Annotated in this window: 13 protein-coding genes; all 13 read left to right on the forward strand. The window is 66.8% G+C overall.

The window, feature by feature from the left end:
• Window positions 1–3 precede the first annotated feature (3 nt).
• The 13 genes from sdhD (at window position 4) to AC07OH_RS19530 (ending at window position 14,804) form a co-directional block, all read left to right on the forward strand.
• Window positions 4–369: a succinate dehydrogenase, hydrophobic membrane anchor protein gene (gene sdhD / locus AC07OH_RS19470; protein ID WP_056572026.1), complete on the forward strand. Its 366-nt coding sequence runs from the start codon at window positions 4–6 to the stop codon at window positions 367–369.
• A 6-nt stretch (window positions 370–375) separates the two neighbouring features.
• Entirely contained in the window at window positions 376–2,184 is a 1,809-nt protein-coding gene (gene sdhA, locus AC07OH_RS19475; protein ID WP_056572028.1) for a succinate dehydrogenase flavoprotein subunit, read from the forward strand.
• A gap of 22 nt (window positions 2,185–2,206) precedes the next feature.
• Window positions 2,207–2,908, forward strand: a complete 702-nt coding sequence (locus tag AC07OH_RS19480; RefSeq protein ID WP_062479706.1) for a succinate dehydrogenase iron-sulfur subunit — start codon at window positions 2,207–2,209, stop codon at window positions 2,906–2,908.
• Window positions 2,909–2,928: 20 nt separating this feature from the next.
• Window positions 2,929–3,243, forward strand: coding sequence for an FAD assembly factor SdhE (locus AC07OH_RS19485; protein WP_099795593.1), 315 nt, complete (start codon window positions 2,929–2,931; stop codon window positions 3,241–3,243).
• A 24-nt stretch (window positions 3,244–3,267) separates the two neighbouring features.
• Window positions 3,268–4,578: a citrate synthase gene (gene gltA / locus AC07OH_RS19490; RefSeq protein WP_062479703.1), complete on the forward strand. Its 1,311-nt coding sequence runs from the start codon at window positions 3,268–3,270 to the stop codon at window positions 4,576–4,578.
• A 180-nt stretch (window positions 4,579–4,758) separates the two neighbouring features.
• Window positions 4,759–5,712 carry a LysR substrate-binding domain-containing protein gene (locus AC07OH_RS19495; RefSeq protein WP_489057979.1) on the forward strand — a complete coding sequence of 318 codons (954 nt, stop codon included), beginning with the start codon at window positions 4,759–4,761 and terminating at the stop codon, window positions 5,710–5,712.
• 48 nt (window positions 5,713–5,760) lie between these two features.
• Window positions 5,761–7,182 carry a 3-isopropylmalate dehydratase large subunit gene (gene leuC / locus AC07OH_RS19500; RefSeq protein WP_495301804.1) on the forward strand — a complete coding sequence of 474 codons (1,422 nt, stop codon included), beginning with the start codon at window positions 5,761–5,763 and terminating at the stop codon, window positions 7,180–7,182.
• A 14-nt stretch (window positions 7,183–7,196) separates the two neighbouring features.
• The gene (gene leuD / locus AC07OH_RS19505; RefSeq protein WP_062479700.1) at window positions 7,197–7,847 is read left to right on the forward strand and encodes a 3-isopropylmalate dehydratase small subunit; all 651 of its coding nucleotides are present in this window, start codon (window positions 7,197–7,199) and stop codon (window positions 7,845–7,847) included.
• 43 nt (window positions 7,848–7,890) lie between these two features.
• Window positions 7,891–8,979 (forward strand): 3-isopropylmalate dehydrogenase, encoded by a 1,089-nt coding sequence (gene leuB, locus AC07OH_RS19510; RefSeq protein ID WP_495301805.1) that lies wholly within the window; start codon window positions 7,891–7,893, stop codon window positions 8,977–8,979.
• Between the two features lie 90 nt (window positions 8,980–9,069).
• The gene (asd, locus tag AC07OH_RS19515) at window positions 9,070–10,215 is read left to right on the forward strand and encodes an aspartate-semialdehyde dehydrogenase (protein WP_062479697.1); all 1,146 of its coding nucleotides are present in this window, start codon (window positions 9,070–9,072) and stop codon (window positions 10,213–10,215) included.
• Between the two features lie 167 nt (window positions 10,216–10,382).
• Window positions 10,383–13,208, forward strand: a complete 2,826-nt coding sequence (locus AC07OH_RS19520; RefSeq protein ID WP_495301806.1) for a FimV/HubP family polar landmark protein — start codon at window positions 10,383–10,385, stop codon at window positions 13,206–13,208.
• A gap of 31 nt (window positions 13,209–13,239) precedes the next feature.
• Window positions 13,240–14,064: a tRNA pseudouridine(38-40) synthase TruA gene (gene truA / locus AC07OH_RS19525; protein WP_495301807.1), complete on the forward strand. Its 825-nt coding sequence runs from the start codon at window positions 13,240–13,242 to the stop codon at window positions 14,062–14,064.
• A complete protein-coding gene (locus AC07OH_RS19530; protein ID WP_495301808.1) occupies window positions 14,061–14,804 on the forward strand; it encodes a phosphoribosylanthranilate isomerase in 744 nt (247 codons plus the stop codon). Before truA ends, AC07OH_RS19530 begins: the two co-directional genes overlap by 4 nt.
• Window positions 14,805–14,841: the final 37 nt, after the last annotated feature.

A 14,841-nucleotide genomic window follows, 5' to 3' on the forward strand; every position in this document is an offset into this window, starting at 1 on the left:
CCCATGTCTGTGAATTACGGCTCCAAGCGCATCGTCGTCGGCGCGCACTACGGTCTGCGCGACTGGCTCAGCCAACGCATCACCGGCGCCCTGATGGCGCTCTTCACGATCATCCTGCTCGCGCAGGTGATCTTCTCGCGCGGCCCCATCGGTTACGACCTGTGGGCCGGCATCTTCGCCGCACAGTGGATGAAGGTCCTGACCTTCTCCGTGATCGTTGCCCTGCTCTATCACGTGTGGGTCGGCATGCGCGACGTGTGGATGGACTACGTCCAGCCTGTCGCCATCCGCCTCGTGCTGCAAGTTTTCACCATCGTCTGGCTTGTCGGTTGTGCGGGTTGGGCCATTCAAGTGCTTTGGAAGATCTGACCCACCATGACCTACACAAAAGAAAACATCACCAAGCGCAAGTTCGACGTCGTCATCGTCGGTGCCGGCGGCTCCGGCATGCGCGCCTCGCTGCAACTCGCCCGTGCCGGCCTCAACGTGGCCGTGCTCTCCAAGGTGTTCCCGACCCGTTCGCACACCGTCGCTGCCCAGGGCGGCGTGGGCGCCTCGCTCGGCAACATGAGCGAGGACAACTGGCACTACCACTTCTACGACACGATCAAGGGTTCCGACTGGCTCGGCGACCAGGACGCGATCGAGTTCATGTGCCGTGAAGCACCGAAGGTCGTGTACGAGCTCGAGCACTTCGGCATGCCCTTCGACCGCAACCCCGACGGCACCATCTACCAGCGTCCGTTCGGCGGCCACACCGCCAACTACGGCGAGAAGGCCGTGCAACGCGCCTGCGCCGCGGCCGACCGCACCGGCCACGCGATGCTGCACACGCTCTACCAGAAGAACGTCGAAGCCCGCACCCAGTTCTTCGTCGAATGGATGGCGCTCGACCTCATCCGTGACGACGAAGGCGACGTGGTCGGCGTCACGGCCCTCGAAATGGAAACCGGCGACCTGCACATCCTGCAGGCCAAGACCGTGCTGCTGGCCACCGGCGGCGCAGGCCGCATCTTCGGTGCGTCCACCAACGCGTTCATCAACACCGGCGACGGCCTGGGCATGGCCGCACGTTCGGGCATCCCGCTGCAGGACATGGAGTTCTGGCAGTTCCACCCCACCGGCGTGGCCGGCGCGGGCGTGCTGCTGACCGAAGGCTGCCGCGGCGAAGGCGCCATCCTGCTGAACAGCAACGGCGAACGCTTCATGGAGCGCTATGCGCCCACCCTGAAGGACCTGGCACCGCGCGACTTCGTGTCGCGTTCGATGGACCAGGAAATCAAGGAAGGCCGTGGCTGTGGTCCCAACAAGGACTACATCCACATGAAGCTGGACCACCTGGGCGCCGACACCATCCACAAGCGACTGCCGTCGGTCTACGAGATCGGCATCAACTTCGCCAACGTCGACGTCACCAAGGAACCGATTCCCGTGGTGCCCACCATCCACTACCAGATGGGCGGCATCCCGACGAACATCAACGGCCAGGTCGTCATCCAGAAGGGTGAAGACAACAGCGCCGTGGTGAACGGCCTGTACGCCGTGGGCGAATGCTCCTGCGTGAGCGTGCACGGCGCCAACCGCCTGGGCACCAACTCGCTGCTCGACCTCTTGGTGTTCGGCCGCGCGGCCGGCAACCACATCGTCGAGTTCAACGACAAGCTCAAGGAACACAAGGAACTGCCCAAGGATGCGGCCGACCGCACCCTGCAGCGCCTGAACGAACTCGAAGCCTCCACCGGCGGCGAGTACGCCCAGGACGTGGCCGGCGAGATCCGCGCCGTCATGCAGCAGCATGCCGCCGTGTTCCGCAAGCAGGCCTCGATGGACGAAGGCGTGGTCAAAATCGCCGCCGTGCGCGAGCGCGTCAAGTCGATCGGCCTGAAGGACAAGTCCAAGGTGTTCAACACCGCCCGCATCGAAGCGCTGGAAGTCGACAACCTGATCGAAGTGGCGCAAGCCACGATGGTCTCGGCCGCTGCCCGCAAGGAATGCCGCGGCGCCCACACGGTGGAAGACTACGAGCGTCCCGCGGACGACCCGGTCGCACCGCTGGGCCGCGACGACGCCAACTGGATGAAGCACACGCTCTGGTACAGCGCGGACAACCGCCTCTCGTACAAGCCCGTCAAGCTGCAGCCGCTGACGGTGGCATCCGTGCCGCCCAAGGTCCGCACGTTCTAAGAATATTTACAAGGTCCATACGATGAAGCGCACATTCCAGATCTACCGCTACGACCCGGACAAGGACGCCAAGCCCTACATGCAGACGGTCGAGGTCGAACTCGACGGCCACGAACGCATGCTGCTGGACGCCCTGATGAAGCTCAAGGCGCAAGACCCGACGCTGTCGTTCCGCCGCTCGTGCCGCGAAGGCGTCTGCGGCTCCGACGCGATGAACATCAACGGCAAGAACGGTCTGGCCTGCCTGACCAACATGAACACGCTCAAGGGCACCGTCGTGCTCAAGCCGCTGCCGGGCCTGCCCGTCATCCGCGACCTGATCGTCGACATGACCCAGTTCTTCAAGCAGTACAACTCGATCAAGCCGTACCTGCAGAACGACACCGTGCCCCCCGAGAAGGAGCGCCTGCAGTCGCCCGAAGAGCGTGAAGAGCTCGACGGCCTGTACGAGTGCATCCTGTGCGCGAGCTGCTCCACGAGCTGCCCGAGCTTCTGGTGGAACCCCGACAAGTTCGTCGGCCCGGCCGGCCTGCTGCAGGCCTACCGCTTCATCGCCGACAGCCGCGACGAAGCCACCGCCGAGCGCCTGGACAACCTGGAAGACCCGTACCGCCTGTTCCGCTGCCACACGATCATGAACTGCGTCGACGTGTGCCCGAAGAGCCTGAACCCGACCAAGGCCATCGGCAAGATCAAGGAACTGATGGTGCGTCGCGCCATCTGACCTTTTTTCAAGACACCACCATGCAAACCGCCGACGAACTCCAGCAGCCGCTCAGCGAACGTGCGCTGAGCAAACTGAAATGGCGTTGCCGGCGCGGCCTGCTCGAGAACGACCTGTTCATCGCCCGCTTCTTCGAGCGGCACGAATCCCACATGACCAACGGTCAGGCGGGAGCGATGGAGACATTGATGGACCTGTCGGACAACGACCTCCTGGACCTTTTGCTGCGCAGAAAGGAGCCCGAGCCCGAATGGGCCGGCGCCGAGGTGGTCGCATTGCTGCATCTGATGCGTACCGATGGCGCGCAGCGTCCCGCAATCTCTCCTTCGTCCTGAATCCTCCTCTGAAAGTAAACCGAAATGAAAGCATCCGATACCAAGGCCACGCTGTCGTTCAGCAATGGCGGCGACAACGTCGAACTGCCGATCTACAAGGGCACCATCGGCCCTGACGTGATCGACATCCGCAAGCTGTATGCACAGACCGGCATGTTCACGTACGACCCGGGCTTCATGTCGACCGCCGCTTGCCAGTCGGCCATCACCTACATCGACGGTGACAAGGGCGAGCTGCTGTACCGCGGCTACCCCATCGAGCAGCTCGCGACCAACTGCGACTTCATGGAGACCTGCCACCTGCTGCTGTACGGTGAACTGCCAGACGCAGGCAAGAAGGCCAGCTTCACCAAGCTCGTGACGAACCACACGATGGTCAACGAGCAGATGCAGTTCTTCCTGCGCGGCTTCCGCCGTGATGCCCACCCGATGGCCATCATGACCGGCCTCGTGGGCGCCCTGTCGGCCTTCTATCACGACAGCACGGACATCAACAATCCCGAGCACCGCGAGATCGCCGCGATCCGCCTGATCGCGAAGATGCCCACGCTCGTGGCCATGGCCTACAAGTACACCGTCGGCCAGCCGTACATGTACCCGAAGAACGAACTCAGCTATGCAGGCAACTTCCTGCACATGATGTTCGCCACGCCGTGCGAGGAGTACAAGGTGAACCCGGTGCTCGAGCGCGCGCTCGACCGCATCTTCATCCTGCACGCAGACCACGAACAGAACGCCTCGACCTCGACCGTGCGCCTGTGCGGCTCGTCGGGCACGAACCCCTTCGCGGCCATTGCAGCCGGCGTGGCGTGCCTGTGGGGCCCGGCCCACGGCGGTGCCAACGAAGCAGCGCTGAACATGCTGTACGACATCCAGCGCGAAGGCGGCGTGGAAAAGATCGGCGAGTTCATCAAGAAGGTCAAGGACAAGAACTCGAACGTCAAGCTGATGGGCTTCGGCCATCGCGTGTACAAGAACTACGACCCGCGCGCCAAGCTGATGCAGGAAACCTGCAACGAAGTGCTGACCGAGCTGGGCCTGGAAAACGACCCGCTGTTCAAGCTCGCCAAGGAACTCGAGAAGATCGCCCTGGAAGACGAATACTTCGTGTCGCGCAAGCTGTACCCGAACGTCGACTTCTACTCGGGCATCGTGCAGCGCGCCATCGGCATCCCCGTGCCGCTGTTCACCGCGATCTTCGCGCTGGCCCGCACCGTCGGCTGGATCGCCCAGCTGAACGAAATGATCGGCGACCCCGAGTACAAGATCGGCCGCCCGCGCCAGCTGTTCGAAGGCTCGCCCAAGCGTGACGTGAAGCCGATCTCGGCCCGCTGATCGACCGGCTGCGGAACCTCCGCCCCCTGAAAAAGCTGCCTCCGGGCAGCTTTTTTATTGCCCGTTCGGCATGCCCCTCCTCGCCAGTCGGCAGCGAGGTCATCGCGCATCGCGATGGCAGCGGCCTAAAAACAGGAAGAAAATAGACAACTCATCGCCAAATGCGATGCCCAAGCCCCCATGAGCACCTCCGAACGCAACTTCGCCCGCCGCATCGACCTCACGTCGCTGCAGCTGTTCGTGGCTGTGTGCGAGCTGGGCAGCATCGGGCGCGCGGCGGAGCGCGAGTTCATCGCGGCCTCGGCCGTAAGCAAGCGGCTGTCCGACCTGGAAGCCACGCTCGGCACCGCCCTGCTCTACCGCCATGCGCGCGGCGTCGACCTCACGCCGGCCGGCGAAAGCCTGCTGCACCACGCCCGCTCGGTGCTCTACAGCCTCGAGAAGATGCAGGGCGAGCTCAGCGAATACGCCGACGGCGTGCGCGGGCACGTGCGGGTGCACGCCAACATCTCGGCGATCGTGCAGTTCCTGCCGGAAGACCTGGGCGTGTTCTCGCGCGCCCACGAGGCCATCAAGATCGACCTCGAGGAGCACCTGAGCAGCGAAGTGATCCGCGCGGTGCAGGAAGGCGCGGCCGACCTGGGCGTGTGCCACGTGGCCGGCGGCGCGGGCGAATTGCAGAGCCTTTCCTACCGGCACGACCGCCTCGCACTGATCGTTCCCGAGGGGCACGCGCTGGCCGCGCACGAAGCGATCGATTTCATCGACTCGCTGGCCTTCGACCACGTGGGCCTGCACACCAACAGCTCGATCTACGTGGCAATGCACGAAGCGGCGCTGAGCGCCGGGCGCAGCGTGAAGCTGCGCATCCACGTCACGGGCCTGGACGCCATGTGCCGGATGATCGACAACGGCCTGGGCATCGGCGTGATGCCGCAGCGCGCCTTCGAACTCATGCACAACGGCATCGGCCGCGGCCTCGTGAGCGTGACGCTCAACGACGCCTGGGCGGCGCGCGAGATCCGGCTGGTGGCGCGCGACTTCTCCACCCTGCCGGTGGCGGCGCGCACGCTGGTGAACCACCTGCACGCAGCGGCCGATTCGGCCGACGCCACCGAACGACTCGCGGCCTAGACCGCGTCGACAGACAATCCATTTCCCCACGAAAGACAAGAGACCGACATGGCACGCACGCTCTACGACAAGATCTGGGACGAACACGTCGTCCACACCGAGGAAGACGGCACCGCGATCCTCTACATCGACCGCCACCTGGTGCACGAAGTGACCAGCCCGCAAGCCTTCGAAGGCCTGCGCGAAGCCGGCCGCAAGCTGTGGCGCATCAGCTCGGTGGTGGCCACCGCCGACCACAACACGCCGACCACCGGCTGGGAGCGCGGCTACGAAGGCATTGCCGACCCGACCAGCAAGGAACAGGTCACCACGCTGGACCACAACATCGCCGAGTTCGGCGCCGCCGCGTTCTTCCCGTTCCTGAGCAAGCGCCAGGGCATCGTGCACGTGATCGGCCCGGAAAGCGGCGCGACGCTGCCGGGCATGACGGTGGTCTGCGGCGACTCGCACACCTCCACGCACGGCGCGTTCGGCGCGCTGGCGCACGGCATCGGCACCAGCGAGGTCGAGCACGTGATGGCCACGCAGACGCTGCTGGGCAAGAAGGCCAAGAACATGCTCGTGAAGGTCGAAGGCAAGCTGCCGCTGGGCTGCACGGCCAAGGACATCGTGCTGGCCATCATCGGCAAGATCGGCACCGCCGGCGGCACGGGCTACACGATCGAATTCGCCGGCTCGGCCATCCGCGACCTGAGCATGGAAGGCCGCATGACGGTCTGCAACATGGCCATCGAGGCCGGCGCACGCGCCGGGCTGGTGGCGGTCGACGAGAAGACCATCAGCTACGTGAAGGGCCGTCCGCTCGCGCCCACCGGCGTCGAATGGGACCAGGCCGTGAGCTACTGGCGCACGCTGCAGTCCGACCCGGGCGCGACCTTCGACGCCGTGGTCGAGCTCGACGCCGCGCAGATCCAGCCGCAGGTCACCTGGGGCACGTCGCCCGAGATGGTGGTCGACATCAACGGCCGCGTGCCCGATCCCGACAAGGAAAAAGACGCCAGCAAGCGCGGCGCCATCGAACGCGCGCTGGTCTACATGGGCCTGGAGCCCAACAAGGCCATGAACGACATCTTCATCGACAAGGTGTTCATCGGCTCGTGCACCAACAGCCGCATCGAGGACATGCGCGAAGCCGCCGCCGTGGTGAAGAAGCTCGGCCAGAAGGTCGCGAAGAACGTGAAGCTCGCGATGGTCGTGCCCGGCTCGGGCGTGGTGAAGGAACAGGCCGAGCGCGAAGGCCTCGACCTGATCTTCAAGGCCGCGGGCTTCGAATGGCGCGAGCCCGGCTGCTCGATGTGCCTGGCGATGAACGCCGACCGGCTCGAGCCCGGCGAGCGCTGTGCATCGACCAGCAACCGCAACTTCGAAGGCCGCCAGGGCGCGGGTGGCCGCACCCACCTCGTGAGCCCCGCGATGGCCGCCGCCGCCGCCGTGCACGGCCACTTCGTCGACGTGCGCACCTTCGCCTGACCTGGAGACATCACATGCAGAAATTCACCGTGCACAAGGGCCTCGTGGCCCCCATGGACCGCGAGAACGTCGACACCGACGCGATCATTCCCAAGCAGTTCCTCAAGTCGATCAAGAAGACCGGTTTCGGCGTGAACCTGTTCGACGAGTGGCGCTACCTGGACGCCGGCTTTCCGGGCCAGGACCCGGCCAGCCGCAAGCCGAACCCCGACTTCGTGCTGAACCAGCCGCGCTACGCGGGCGCTTCGGTGCTGCTGGCACGCAAGAACTTCGGTTGTGGCTCGTCGCGCGAACACGCGCCGTGGGCGCTCGACCAGTACGGCTTTCGCGCGATCATTGCGCCGAGCTACGCCGACATCTTCTTCAACAACAGCTTCAAGAACGGCCTGCTGCCGATCGTGCTGCCCGAGTCGCAGGTCTCGCAGCTGTTCGACGAAGCCTTCGCCTTCCCGGGCTACACGCTGACCATCGACCTGGAGCGCCAGGTGGTCGTGAAGCCCGACGGCCAGGAGTTCGCGTTCGACGTGCAGGCCTTCCGCAAGTACTGCCTGATCAACGGGCTGGACGACATCGGCCTGACGCTGCGCCACAAGGACAAGATCAAGGCCTTCGAGACCGAGCGCCTGGCGCAGAAGCCCTGGCTCGCGCACACGATGATCTCGTGATCGGCGGCATTTCCGTTTTCAAGAAAAAACCTCAGACCAACTTATGAAAATCGCAGTTCTCCCGGGTGACGGCATCGGCACCGAAATCGTGGCGGAAGCCGTCAGGGTGCTCGAAGTCCTCGACCTGAAGTTCGAGATGGAATCGGCCCTGGTCGGCGGCGCGGCCTACGAGGCGCACGGCCACCCGCTGCCCGATTCGACGCTCAAGCTCGCGAAGGAATCCGACGCGGTGCTGTTCGGCGCCGTCGGCGACTGGAAGTACGACAAGCTCGACCGCCCGCTGCGTCCCGAGCAGGCCATCCTGGGGCTGCGCAAGAACCTGGGCCTGTTCGCCAACTTCCGCCCGGCCATCTGCTACGAGCAGCTGGTGGGCGCCTCGAGCCTGAAGCCCGAGCTGATCGCGGGTCTGGACATCCTCATCATCCGCGAGCTGACCGGCGACATCTACTTCGGCCAGCCGCGCGGTCGCCGCGTCGCCACCGACGGCCACTTCCCCGGCGCTGAAGAAGCCTTCGACACGATGCGCTACTCGCGCCCCGAGGTCGAGCGCATCGCACGCGTGGCCTTCGAGGCCGCCCGCAAGCGCAGCAAGCGCGTGACCAGCGTGGACAAGGCCAACGTGCTCGAGACCTTCCAGTTCTGGAAGGACATCGTGACCGAGGTCGGCAAGGAGTACCCGGACGTCGAACTCGACCACATGTACGTCGACAACGCGGCCATGCAACTCGTGAAGGCGCCCAAGAAGTTCGACGTGGTGGTCACCGGCAACATGTTCGGCGACATCCTCTCGGACGAGGCCGCGATGCTCACCGGCTCCATCGGCATGCTGCCCTCGGCCTCGCTCAATGCGAGCAACCAGGGCCTGTACGAGCCCAGCCACGGCAGCGCGCCTGACATTGCTGGCAAAGGGGTTGCCAATCCTTTGGCTACAATCCTGTCCGCTGCCATGATGCTCCGCTTCTCCCTCAACCAGCCCGAAGCTGCCGACCGTATCGAGTCGGCGGTCAAGCACGTGCTCGCCTCCGGGCTGCGCACGGGCGACATCTGGTCCGAAGGCACGAAGCGCGTCGGCACCCGCGAAATGGGCGACGCGGTCGTAGCAGCCATCACCAAAAAGACGATTACCGGCTAACCGCAGCCCGCTTCGTCACGCCCTCCCCCGGCCGACGAGTCGGGGGCAAAAAAGACTGATTTTTTCTTTCTTCACTAAGGGCAAACTGAAATGGCGAACGCATCCAAGCAACCTCTGGTCGGCCTCGTGGGCTGGCGCGGCATGGTCGGCTCGGTCCTCATGGACCGCATGCAGGCCGAAGGCGACTTCGGCCTCATCGAGCCGGTCTTCTTCTCGACCTCGAACGCGGGCGGCAAGGCCCCGGCGATGGCCAAGAATGAAACCACGCTCAAGGATGCGAACGACATCGAGGCACTGAAGAAGTGCGACATCGTCATCACCTGCCAGGGCGGCGACTACACCAGCGAGGTCTTCCCCAAGCTGCGCGCCGCCGGCTGGAACGGCCACTGGATCGACGCAGCCTCCACGCTGCGCATGAACGATGACGCGATCATCGTGCTCGACCCCGTCAACCTGCCCGTGATCCAGAACGCGCTCGCCAAGGGCGGCAAGAACTGGGTCGGCGGCAACTGCACCGTGAGCTGCATGCTCATGGGCGTGGGTGCCCTCTACAAGGCCGGCCTGGTCGAGTGGATGACCAGCATGACCTACCAGGCGGCCTCGGGTGGCGGCGCGCAGCACATGCGCGAGCTGCTGACCCAGTTCGGCACCCTGAACGCCGAAGTGCGCGCGCTGCTCGACGACCCGAAGTCGGCCATCCTCGAGATCGACCGCAAGGTGCTGCACAAGCAGCAGAACCTGAGCGCCTCCGAAATCGCCAACTTCGGCGCCCCGCTGGGCGGCTCGCTGATCCCCTGGATCGACAAGGACCTGGGCGACGGCATGTCCAAGGAAGAGTGGAAGGGCGGCGCCGAGACCAACAAGATCCTCGGCCAGGGCGCGGGCTTCGGCACCGCCGCCACGCCGGTGGACGGCTTCTGCGTGCGCATCGGCGCGATGCGCTGCCACAGCCAGGCCCTGACATTCAAGCTCAAGAAGGACGTGCCGGTGGCCGACATCGAAGCGATGATCGCCGCCGACAACCCCTGGGCCAAGGTCGTGCCGAACACGCGCGAAGCCACCGTGAAGGACCTGACGCCGGTGGCCGTGACGGGCACCATGGACATCCCGGTCGGCCGCATCCGCAAGCTGGCGATGGGCCCCGAGTACGTCGGCGCCTTCACCATCGGCGACCAGCTGCTGTGGGGCGCGGCCGAACCGCTGCGCCGCATGCTGCGCATCCTGCTCGAAGCCTGATGCGGGCAGCTCAGGGCCTTGAAATACAAAAATGTTGCCGAAAGGCAACACAGGATGTCATCGGAAGTATGCGCGCACTGGGTAGATCAGGCGCATTGCCTTGTCAGTGCATGTTGATGATGCTAACGTCCTCTTACAAATTCAGGGCCTGAGCCGCCCCTATCAGCATGACAAGACATCTGTTGCCCGCGGCCCGCCCTTCGGCCGCCCGCCCCGCCCTGCCGTCGAATGGCTGGCGCCTTTCCATCCTGGGTGCCGCTGCGGCCCTGACGCTGGGACTGGCCAGCGCCGACGCCAGCGCCTTCGCGCTGGGACCACTGCGGGTGCAGTCGGCACTGGGCGAACCGCTGCGTGCCGAGATCGATGTCACTGAAATGGCCGCCAACGAGGCAGAAGGCCTGAAGATCAACATCGCCACGGCCGAAGCCTTCAAGAACGCAGGCATCCCGTACAACGCGGCCCTCGGTGACGTGAAAGCCACGCTGCAACGCCGCGCCGGTGGCCAGTACGTCGTGCGCCTGGCCGGCAACCGCCCGCTCAACGACCCCTTCATCGACCTGCTGCTCGAAGCCAATGGCGCCTCGGGCCGCATCGTGCGCGACTACACCGTGCTGCTCGATCCGCCGGCCACGCGCCAGGCGGCAGCCGCACCGGCGACGCCCATCGCGCCGCAGATCACCACGCCGGTCGAGCGCCCCGCGCCCGCCCCGCGCGTGCGCCGCGAACCCGCGCCTGCCGTTGCCGCAACGCCCGCACCCGCTGCGGCTGCGCCGGCCCCTGCAGCCGCACCGGCTCCTGCGCCGGCACGTGCCGCCGTCGCCGCCCCTAGCGGCGGAAGTGGCGGCAGTGGCGAACAAGTCACGGTGCGCCGTGGCGACACCGCCGGCAAGATCGCCTCTGCGCACAAGCCAGCCGACGTGTCGCTTGACCAGATGCTGGTCGCGCTGCTGAACGCCAACCCCGACGCCTTCGTCGGCGGCAACGTCAACCGGATGAAGGCCGGTGCCGTGCTCGACCTGCCGAACGCCGCCGCAGCGAGCGCCGTGCCAGCCGCCGACGCACGCCGCACGATCACCGCGCAAAGCCGCGACTTCGGCAGCTACCGCCAGCGCCTCGCCGAAAACGCCCCGACCACCAACGTGGCCGCAGCGAGCCGTCAGGCCTCGGGCAAGCTGCAGGCCAGCGTGGAAGACCGCAATGCCGCCGCCAGCGCACCCGACAAGCTCACGGTGTCGCAAGGCAACGCCGCCGCACGCGCCGCTGACGAAAAGGTCGCGCAGGCCCGCCAGGCGCAGGACAGCAGCAACCGCGTCGCCGAGCTCGCGAAGAACATCAGCGAGCTGAACAAGCTCAAGGCCGGTGCTGGCACCGGCACCGGATCGTCCGCTGCGGCCGCCGCGCCTGCGGCGCCGGCCACCACGCCCGGCATCGCCGTTCCCGCGCCGCTGACCGGCGCCACGACGCCGTCGCCTGCGATCACGGCCGGTCCTGCACCGGTCGCGGCCCCTGCAGCCGCTGCCACTGCACCGGCAACGCCGGCTCCGGCAGCCGCACCAGCCGCTCCCGCTGCAACGCCCCCTGTCGCCGCTGCCTCTGCTGCAGCCCCCGCCGCAGCAGCCGCAGCAGCCGCACCGTCCGCCACCGACGCAGCCGCCCTCCCCGTGGCTGCCGCTGCCAGCGCTGCGGCAGCCGCAGCCCCCATCGTCGCGCCCAAGCCGGTGGTCAAGGCCTCGCCGCCGCCGCCCCCGCCGGAGCGCAGCTTCTTCGACGAGCTGCTCGACAACCCGCTGATGCTCGCGGGCGCTGCGCTGATCGCGCTGCTGGTCGGCTTCCTGCTGTACCGCGTGCTGGGCCGCCGCCGCGAAGAGATGAGCGAAAGCGTGTTCCTCGAGAGCCGCATTCCCAAGGACTCGTTCTTCGGCGCCAGCGGCGGCGAATCGGTCGACACCAAGAACCGCGGCGACTCCACCGTGTCGTCGCTGTCGTACTCGCCGAGCCAGCTCGACGCGGGCGATGTCGACCCGGTCGCCGAAGCCGACGTGTACCTCGCCTACGGCCGCGACCTGCAGGCCGAAGAAATCCTGCGTGAAGCGCTGCGCCTGAACCCGGACCGCACTGCGATCCACCTGAAGCTGCTCGAGATCCATGCCAAGCGCCGCGATGTGCGCGCCTTCGACGGCCTGGCCACCGAAGTGCACAAGCTGACCAACGGCGCGGGCTCCGAATGGAACCGCGTGGTCGACATGGGCAAGGACCTCGACCCGGGCAACCCGCTGTACGAATCGGGCACGGGCACCGCGCGTGGCGCCAGCCAGGCCGAGACCGCCGCATTCGCCGGCGCGCTGGCAGCCGCTGCCAAGCCGGCTGCTGTAGCCGCAGCAGCCGTCGTGGCACCGCCGCCTCCAGCCGCACCGCCCGTGGCGTCGGCCCCGCCGGCCTTCATGCCTTCGGTCGCACCGCTGGACTTCGACCTCGATCTGACCCAGCCACCTGCTCCGGCGCCCGCCCCGGTCGGCGCCAGCCTGCCGAAGTCGGTCTACGCCCCGACGGCCGCCCCCGCCCCGCTGAGCAACGGCCACGCCGCGGCACCGGTCGACCTTGAAAACGACTTCGACACGGCCCCCGGCGCGTTGACGGCCCACACGCGCCCCTCGTCGCTGAACGACGCAGAGCACAACACCCGCCCGGCCATGCTGCGCGACACGCTGCCCGCCGACTCCGGCTTCATCGAGTTCGACATGAGCGCCCTCGCCGGTCTGCCGGCCCGCTCCGCCGCAGCCGAAGCACCGCGCTCCGCAGCCGTGGCCACCTCGCCGTCCGCACTGGACGACGACGGCGACGACAACCCGCACGCCGTGAAGCTCTCGCTGGCGCGCGAACTGCAGGCCATCGGCGACGTCGAAGGCGCGCGCTCGCTGGTCGAGGAAGTCGAAGCCGAAAGCGCCGGCGACCTCAAGTCGCAAGCCAAGCAGCTGCTCGCCGAACTGCGCTGAGCCGCTTGCCGACTGCCCTTCTGATCGCTTCGTGAGGCTGGCACTCGGCATCCGCTACAACGGCCAGGCATACGAGGGCTGGCAGAGCCAGCGCTCGGGCCGCACGGTGCAGGACAAGCTCGAAGCCGCCCTCGCGAAGTTCGCCGGCATGCCCGCCGGCAGCCGGGTCAGCACGCTGTGCGCCGGCCGCACCGATGCCGGTGTGCACGGGCTGATGCAGGTGGTGCACTTCGACACCGACATCGAACGCGACCCGTTCTCCTGGATGCGCGGCACCAACCGCTACCTGCCCGACGACATCGCGGTGCAGTGGGCGCATCCGGTGCCTGACGAATTCCATTGCCGCGCCAGTGCCCTGGCGCGTCGCTACGTCTACGTGCTCTCGCAGTCGCCCGTGCGCCCCAGCCTCGATGCGGGCCGGGTCGGTTGGTCGATGTACCCGCTCGACGGCGATGCGATGCGCGCCGCGGCGGCGCTGCTCGTCGGCCGGCACGACTTCAGCTCGTTCCGCGCCTCGGCCTGCCAGGCCCTCTCGCCGGTCAAGGACCTGCGGCGCCTGGAGATCACGCGCGTGGGCGACGGCGAACGCTGCCGCTGGCACTTCGAATTCGAGGCCGACGCCTTCCTGCACCATATGATCCGCAACCTGATGGGCAGCCTGGTGCGCATCGGCCGCGGCGATGAGCGGCCCGAATGGATCACCGAGGTGCTCGAAGCGCGCAGCCGCAAGGTCGCGGCGCCCACCTTCTCCGCCGACGGCCTGTACTTCCTCGGCCCGTTGTACGACGCCAAGTGGGGTCTGCCGGCCGAGGCCACGTTCCAGGGCAAGCGGGCTTCGTATGATGGCCCGCCATGACATCCCCTGCTCCTCTCGCCCCGCGCACCCGCATCAAGATCTGTGGCCTCACGCGTGAGGCCGACGTGGACGCGGCGGTCGAGGCCGGCGCCGACGCGATCGGCTTCGTGCTCTACCCGAAGAGCCCGCGCGCCGTGAGCGTCGAGCGCGCCGCCGAGCTGGCCTCGCGCCTGCCGCCCTTCATCACGCCGGTGCTGCTTTTCGTGAACGCGGACGCTCCCGAAGTCCTGGCTTCTCTGGCCCGCGTGAAGGGCGCCATCGCGCAGTTCCACGGGGAAGAAACGCCCGAACAGTGCGAGGAAGCCACCGGCCCGGGACGCTTTCGTTACATGCGCGCCGCCCGGATTCCGCTGGGGGCTGCCGGGGCCGGCTTCGACCTCGTAAAATACGCGTCCGATTACTCCCGCGCCCAGGCCATCCTGCTCGACGCCCATGTCGAAGGTTATGGCGGAGGCGGCAAGGCTTTCGATTGGTCACTTCTTCCACCCGCCGTCGACGCTCACCTCGTCTTGAGTGGTGGGCTCACACCTGCAAACGTGAGCGATGGCATTCACAGCCTGCGGACGCGCTGCAAGACGCTGTCCGTTGATGTGAGCTCGGGCGTCGAAATCGACGGTCCCGGGCACAAGGGCCTCAAGGACGCCGGAAAGATCCGGGCATTCGTCGCCGCCGTGAGAGCCGCAGATACGGCGCACACTGTCAAAGCCTCGGCTGCCGACGCTTCGTCCTTCTCCAGTTAGCCGCCGCACCCGATCGCATTCGGGCTGCGGCCCATCG

It is taken from the genome of Variovorax sp. GW821-FHT10C12, from assembly GCF_059415405.1.

Coding starts and splice junctions, on each gene's coding strand:
- AC07OH_RS19495 (WP_489057979.1), top strand. CDS start 4,759: ATGAGCACCTCCGAACGCAACTTCGCCCGCCGCATCGACCTCACGTCG.
- AC07OH_RS19520 (WP_495301806.1), top strand. CDS start 10,383: ATGACAAGACATCTGTTGCCCGCGGCCCGCCCTTCGGCCGCCCGCCCC.
- gltA (WP_062479703.1), top strand. CDS start 3,268: ATGAAAGCATCCGATACCAAGGCCACGCTGTCGTTCAGCAATGGCGGC.
- leuB (WP_495301805.1), top strand. CDS start 7,891: ATGAAAATCGCAGTTCTCCCGGGTGACGGCATCGGCACCGAAATCGTG.
- leuC (WP_495301804.1), top strand. CDS start 5,761: ATGGCACGCACGCTCTACGACAAGATCTGGGACGAACACGTCGTCCAC.
- AC07OH_RS19480 (WP_062479706.1), top strand. CDS start 2,207: ATGAAGCGCACATTCCAGATCTACCGCTACGACCCGGACAAGGACGCC.
- asd (WP_062479697.1), top strand. CDS start 9,070: ATGGCGAACGCATCCAAGCAACCTCTGGTCGGCCTCGTGGGCTGGCGC.
- AC07OH_RS19485 (WP_099795593.1), top strand. CDS start 2,929: ATGCAAACCGCCGACGAACTCCAGCAGCCGCTCAGCGAACGTGCGCTG.
- leuD (WP_062479700.1), top strand. CDS start 7,197: ATGCAGAAATTCACCGTGCACAAGGGCCTCGTGGCCCCCATGGACCGC.
- AC07OH_RS19530 (WP_495301808.1), top strand. CDS start 14,061: ATGACATCCCCTGCTCCTCTCGCCCCGCGCACCCGCATCAAGATCTGT.
- sdhD (WP_056572026.1), top strand. CDS start 4: ATGTCTGTGAATTACGGCTCCAAGCGCATCGTCGTCGGCGCGCACTAC.
- sdhA (WP_056572028.1), top strand. CDS start 376: ATGACCTACACAAAAGAAAACATCACCAAGCGCAAGTTCGACGTCGTC.